We start from the raw sequence: 6,002 nt of genomic DNA, 5'->3' as shown, positions 1-6,002 counted from the left end.
AACTGCGCGAACGGCCCCCACCGGCCCGCAGGTGGACCACCCAGCACGACGGCGCAGCCGAGCACCCGCCCAAAGGGGCGCGGGGAACTGCGCGAGAACCACGCACGGCCCGCGCGCGGAAGGCGGCACCAGGCACCCCAGGGGCGCGGGGAACTGCGCGAACGGCCCCCACCGGCCCGCAGGTGGACCACCCAGCACGACGGCGCAGCCGAGCACCCGCCCAAAGGGGCGCGGGGAACTGCGCGAACGGCCCCACCGGGGCGTACGCGGTCACGTTCGCCGTGGGGCGGCACCAGGCACCCCGCCAAGAACTAGCCCCCCGGAGGGACCACCCTTTTTTCCTCTGCGAAGTGGCACGCGGAGGGATGCCGGGCCGGCCCGGACGCCAGCCGGAACTCGGCCGGCACCGCGAGCAACGGCACCTCCCGCGCACACCGCTCCCGCGCCTTCCAGCACCGCGTACGAAAGCGGCACCCCGACGGCGGATGGGCGGGCGAGGGCACATCCCCGGTGAGAATGATCCGCTCACGCACCTCCCGCGCCGCCGGATCCGGCACCGGCACCGCCGAAAGCAACGCCTGCGTGTAGGGGTGGGTGGGATGCTCGTAGATCTCCTCGTCCCGCCCGATCTCCACGACCCGGCCGAGGTACATCACGCCGACCCGGTCGGAGATGTGCCGCACGATGGACAGGTCGTGGGCGATGAAGACGTAGGAGAGGGAGAACTCGCTCTGGAGGCGGTCCAGGAGGTTGACGACCTGCGCCTGCACCGAGACGTCGAGCGCGGAGACCGGCTCGTCCGCGACGATGATCTCGGGCCGGAGCGCGAGCCCCCGCGCGATGCCGATGCGCTGGCGCTGGCCGCCGGAGAACTGGTGCGGGTAGCGGTTGATGTACTCGGGGTTGAGCCCGACCACGTCGAGCAGGTCCTGGACCCTGCGGCGCCGGTCCCCCTTCGGCGCCACCTCGGGGTGGATCTCGTACGGCTCCCCGATGATGTCCCCGACCGTCATGCGCGGGTTCAGCGAGGTGTACGGGTCCTGGAAGACCATCTGGATGTTGCGCCGGACCGCCTTGAGCGCGCGCCCGGACATCGTGGTGATGTCCTCGCCCTTGTACGAGATCCGCCCCGCCGTCGGCCGCTCCAGATTGACCAGCATCTTGGCCACCGTCGACTTGCCGCACCCCGACTCGCCCACGATGCCCAGCGTTTCGCCCGCCGCGACGTCGAAGGACACCCCGTCGACCGCCTTGACCGCCCCGATCTGCTTCCTGAGCAGGACGCCCTGGGTCAGCGGGTAGTGCTTGACCAGGTCCCTGACCTCCAGAATGGCCTCAGCCATCAAGGGTCTCCTTCCAGAAGAAGCACGCGCTGCGCCGCCCGGGACCCACGTCGAACAGCGGCGGCACCTCGGTGCGGCAGATGTCCTGGGCCATCGGGCAGCGCGGGTTGAAGGCGCAGCCCGGCGGGATGTGCGTCAGGTTGGGCGGCAGGCCCTTGATCGCGTACAGCTCGCGCCCCTTCTGGTCCAGGCGCGGGATCGAGGCGAGCAGGCCCTTGGTGTACGGATGCGCGGGGGCCCGGTAGATCTCGTGCACGGGTGCGTGCTCGACGATGCGGCCCGCGTACATCACCGCGATCTTGTCCGCGACGTCGGCGACCACGCCGAGGTCGTGGGTGATCAGGATGAGCCCCATGTTCAGCTCGTGCCTCAACTCGCCGAGCAGATCCATGACTTGGGCCTGCACGGTGACGTCGAGCGCGGTGGTCGGCTCGTCCGCGATGATCAGCGAAGGCTCCAGGGCCATCGCCATCGCGATCATGATGCGCTGGCGCATGCCACCGGAGAACTGGTGGGGGTACTGGCCCACGCGCTCCTTCGCCGCCGGGATGCGCACCCGGTCCATCAGCTCGACCGCCCTGGCCCGGCCGTCCTTGAGGGAGGCGCCCCGGTGGACGATGAACATCTCCGCGAGCTGGTCACCGACGCTGAGCACCGGGTTCAGGGAGGAGAGCGCGTCCTGGAAGATCATGGCCATGTCGGAGCCGCGGATCTTGCGCCGCTCGTCCTCCTTGGTCTTCAGGAGGTCCGCGCCCTTGAAGACGATCTCGCCGCCCGTGATCCGCCCCGGCGGCATGTCCAGGATCCCCATCACGGCCTGCGCGGTGACGGACTTGCCCGAGCCCGACTCCCCCAGCACGGCGAGGGTTTCACCCGCCTCCACCGAGTAGGTGACCCCGTTGACGGCCTTGGCGACGCCCTCGCGCGTCCTGAACTCGACCTGGAGGTCGCGTACTTCGAGCAGCATGGCGGGTCTCCTCAACGCAGCTTGGGGTCGAGGGCGTCGCGCACCGCGTCGCCGAGCATGATGAACGCGAGCACGGTCAGGGCCAGCGCGCCGGCCGGCCAGAGCATCATGTGCGGGGCGTTGCGGATGTACTGCGAGGCGGACGAGATGTCGATGCCCCAGGAGACGGTGGGCGGCTTGAGGCCGACGCCTAGGTAGGACAGCGTCGCTTCGAGCGCGATGTACGTACCGAGCGCGATCGTCGCCACGACGATCACCGGGGCGACGGCGTTCGGCGCGATGTGGCGCAGCAGCATCCGGGAGTTGGAGGCCCCGAGCGCGCGGGCCGCCTGGACGTAGTCGTTCTGCTTGGCGGTGATGACGGAGCCGCGCGCGATGCGGGCGATCTGCGGCCAGCCCAGCAGGATCATGAAGCCGATGACCGGCCAGACGGTGGAGGAGGTGACCACCGACAGGAAGACCAGACCGCCCAGGACCACCGGGATGCCGAAGAAGATGTCGGTGACGCGGGAGAGCAGCGCGTCCCAGCCGCCGCCGAAGAACCCGGCGAGACCGCCGACGAACGAACCGAACAGGGCGACGCCGACGGTGGTGCACACGCCCACGGTGACCGAGGTGCGCGCGCCGTAGACGGTCCGCGTGTAGACGTCGCAGCCCTGCCCGTTGTAGCCGAAGGGGTGGCCCGGCTGGGAGCCCTCCTGCGCCTTGGCGAGGTCGCACTGGAGCGGATTGCCACTGGCGATCAGCGAGGGCCACAGGGAGATGACGACCAGGAAGAGGATGACGAGCCCGGAGATGAGGAAGACGGGGTTGCGCCGCAGGTCGCGCCAGGCGTCCGACCACAGCGAGCGCGCCTTCTCGCTCGGGCCCGTGCCCTGCGGCCCGCCCGGGGTGCGCTCCAGCGTCGTCGCCTCGCTCGCCGCGAGGTCCATCGCTCCGCCGGCGCCCGTACCGGCGATCGCTCCTTCGTCGTACGGCTCAGGCATAGCGGATCCTCGGGTCGAGTACGGCGTACAGAAGGTCGACGATGAGGTTGGCGATCAGGAAGACGAGCACGAGCACGGTCACGAAGCCGACCACGGTCTGGGTGCTCTGGCGCAGGATGCCCTGGTAGAGCTGGTAGCCGACGCCGTGGATGTTGAAGATCCGCTCGGTGACGATCGCGCCGCCCATCAGCGCGCCGACATCCGTGCCGATGAAGGTGACCACGGGGATCAGGGAGTTGCGCAGCAGGTGCCGGGTGATCACCCGGTGCCGGGGCAGGCCCTTGGCGACGGCGGTGCGGACGTAGTCGGCGCGGGAGTTCTCCGCGATCGAGGTCCGGGTGAGCCGGGTGACGTACGCCAGCGAGACGGACGCCAGCACCAGGCCGGGGACGAGGAGTTCGTCGAACGGCGCCTCCGGCGAGACGGTGGGTCTGACGACCCCCCACTCCACGCCGAGGAACAGCTGGAGCAGCAGCCCCGTGACGAAGACGGGGATGGCGATGACGACGAGGGTCAGCATCAGGACGACGGTGTCGATGGGCCGGCCGCGCCGCAGCCCCGTGACCACGCCGAGGCTGATGCCGATGACGACCTCGAAGACGATCGCCACGACGGTCAGCCGGATGGTGATGGGGAAGGCGGCGGACATCAGCTCGGTGACCTTCTGCCCGTTGAACGCGGTCCCGAAGTCTCCGGTGAACACGTTCCCCATGTACGTCAGGTACTGCTGCCACACCGGCTTGTCGAGGCCGAACTCCTTCTCCAGCTGCGCCGCGGTGGCGGGGTCGCACGCCTTGTCGCCGCACAGGCCGGCGATCGGGTCCCCCATCACGTTCACCATGAGGAAGATCAGCAGCGTGGCCCCGAAGAAGACCGGGATCATCTGGAGCAGACGCCGGATCACATACCGTCCCATCGGGCCCTCCGGGGATCGACGTCAGCTGACCTTGATCTGGTCGTAGACCGGGACGCTGAACGGGTTGAGCGAGACGTGCGAGACGCGCTCGGAGTAGCCCGCGCTGCCGTTCTGGTACCAGAGCGGAATGGCCGCCATCTGGTCCCGTACGACCCCTTCGGCCTGCTGGAAGTCCGCGACGGCCTTGGCCTTGTCGGTCTCCGCGTTGGCCTGGTCGACGAGCTTGTCGAACGCGGCGTTGGTCCACTTGCCGTCGTTGGAGGAGGCTCCGGTGTAGTACAGCGGCTGGAGGAAGTTCTGGATCAGCGGGTAGTCCATCTGCCAGCCGGCCCGGAAGGGGCCGCTCATCTTGGACTGGGTGATCTGGCTGCGGAAGTCGGCGAAGGTGCCGACCGGGCCGCCCACGCACGCCTTGTCGTTGCCGAGCGCGTTGTTGACGCTGTTGCAGATGGCGTCGACCCACTCCTTGTGCGAGCCGGTGTCCGCGTTGTACGCGATCTTCAGCTGGCCACCGGGGATGCCGCCCGCCTCGGAGATGAGCTTCTTGGCCTCGGTGGGGTTGTAGGTGCAGCCGTCGCCGCAGAGCCCGGCCTTGTAGCCGCCGGCCGTGCCGAGCACCGGGGAGGTCCAGTCGGTGGCGGGGGTGCGGGTCTTCTGGAAGATGGTGTCGGTGATCTGCTGCCGGTTGATCGCCATCGAGATCCCCTTGCGGACCTTGACGGCGTCCGGGGTGTTCCAGGCGGCGTCGTAGTAGGGGAAGGCGAGCGTCTGGATGATGCCGGCGGGGGTGTTGATGTACCGGTCGCCGAGGTCGGCCTTGACGTTCTTGAGCTGGGAGGCGGGCACGTCGTCGACCAGGTCGAGGTTGCCGGCCGTCAGGTCGGTGTAGGCGGTGTTGTTGTCGGTGTAGACCTTGAGGTCGATGCCGCCGTTCTGAGCCTTGTCCGCGCCCATGTACCCGGCCCATTTGCGCAGCGCCAGCTTGGAGCCTTTGGTGTAGGAGTCCACCAGATAGGGGCCGTTGCCGATGGGCTTGGACAGCCAGGCCGCGTGGTGGTCGAAGAACGCCCGGGGCAGCGGGGCGAAGGCGGGGTAGCCCAGGGTGTCGGGCCAGGTGGAGAACTTCTGGTTGAGCTTGACCGTGAAGGTCTTGTCGTCGACGACCTTGAGCCCGGACAGGGTGTCGGTCTTCGCGCTGCCGCTCTTGGGGTGGATCTGGTCGTACCCGTCGATGTAGGCGAACATCGAGGCGTTCTTCTGGTTGTTCTTCAGGTTGGCGCCGTAGTTCCAGGCGTCCACGAAGGACTTGGCGGTGACCTTCTCGCCGTTGGAGAACGTCCAGCCGTCCTTCAGGGTGACCGTGAAGTTCTGCGAGTCCGAGGTGTCGATCTTCTGGGCGAGCATGTCCTTCGCCTCGCCGGTCTTCGGGTCGTACCGCTTGAGCCCGCGCATCAGCATGTCCAGGACCTTGCCGCCCTGCACCTCGTTGGTGTTGGCCGGCTCCAGGGGGTTCTGCGGATCGCCCCAGGAGGAGCTGACGATGCCGTCGGCGCCACTGCCACCGCCGCTGCCCCCGCCACCGCAGGCCGTCGCCGCCAGGGCGATGGCCGCCGCACCTGCGGCCCACTTGGCGTGCGTGGCTCCGCGCATGGCGTCCTCCTAGGGTCCACTTGAGTCCAAGTCACACTCAGGCCCACATATCACCCCAAAAACATGCCAACCGCACGCCGACGAAGGCCGTACGGGCACACAGACGGGTGGGCCCGCGGTTCCGGTGGAGGAACCGCGGG

5 protein-coding genes are annotated in these 6,002 nt (G+C 68.8%); all 5 read right to left on the bottom strand.

Going from position 1 to position 6,002, the window contains the following annotated elements; all coding sequences use genetic code 11:
- Positions 1-311: 311 nt before the first annotated feature.
- From ACFYM2_RS28900 to ACFYM2_RS28880, 5 genes are read right to left on the bottom strand one after another with little or no spacing between them, the layout of a single operon-like run.
- Complete coding sequence (locus ACFYM2_RS28900) at positions 312-1,343, bottom strand: dipeptide ABC transporter ATP-binding protein (protein WP_358998759.1); 1,032 nt, start codon at positions 1,341-1,343, stop codon at positions 312-314.
- Positions 1,336-2,310, bottom strand: a complete 975-nt coding sequence (locus ACFYM2_RS28895) for an ABC transporter ATP-binding protein (protein WP_388840280.1) — start codon at positions 2,308-2,310, stop codon at positions 1,336-1,338. The genes ACFYM2_RS28900 and ACFYM2_RS28895 overlap by 8 nt, the downstream gene beginning before the upstream one ends.
- 11 nt (positions 2,311-2,321) lie before the next feature.
- On the bottom strand, positions 2,322-3,296 hold the full coding sequence (locus ACFYM2_RS28890; protein ID WP_388456548.1) for an ABC transporter permease: 975 nt from the start codon (positions 3,294-3,296) through the stop codon (positions 2,322-2,324).
- Positions 3,289-4,212, bottom strand: a complete 924-nt coding sequence (locus ACFYM2_RS28885) for an ABC transporter permease (protein WP_388840277.1) — start codon at positions 4,210-4,212, stop codon at positions 3,289-3,291. The genes ACFYM2_RS28890 and ACFYM2_RS28885 overlap by 8 nt, the downstream gene beginning before the upstream one ends.
- Positions 4,213-4,233: 21 nt before the next feature.
- Positions 4,234-5,862, bottom strand: coding sequence for an ABC transporter substrate-binding protein (locus ACFYM2_RS28880; RefSeq protein WP_358998771.1), 1,629 nt, complete (start codon positions 5,860-5,862; stop codon positions 4,234-4,236).
- Positions 5,863-6,002 lie beyond the last annotated feature (140 nt).

Source organism: Streptomyces sp. NPDC006711 (genome assembly GCF_042869775.1).
In the GTDB taxonomy this organism is placed as follows: Bacteria; Actinomycetota; Actinomycetes; order Streptomycetales; family Streptomycetaceae; genus Streptomyces.
This window is presented reverse-complemented; position numbering and strand designations above follow the sequence as displayed.

Coding starts and splice junctions, on each gene's coding strand:
- ACFYM2_RS28900 (WP_358998759.1), bottom strand. CDS start 1,343: ATGGCTGAGGCCATTCTGGAGGTCAGGGACCTGGTCAAGCACTACCCG.
- ACFYM2_RS28895 (WP_388840280.1), bottom strand. CDS start 2,310: ATGCTGCTCGAAGTACGCGACCTCCAGGTCGAGTTCAGGACGCGCGAG.
- ACFYM2_RS28890 (WP_388456548.1), bottom strand. CDS start 3,296: ATGCCTGAGCCGTACGACGAAGGAGCGATCGCCGGTACGGGCGCCGGC.
- ACFYM2_RS28885 (WP_388840277.1), bottom strand. CDS start 4,212: ATGGGACGGTATGTGATCCGGCGTCTGCTCCAGATGATCCCGGTCTTC.
- ACFYM2_RS28880 (WP_358998771.1), bottom strand. CDS start 5,862: ATGCGCGGAGCCACGCACGCCAAGTGGGCCGCAGGTGCGGCGGCCATC.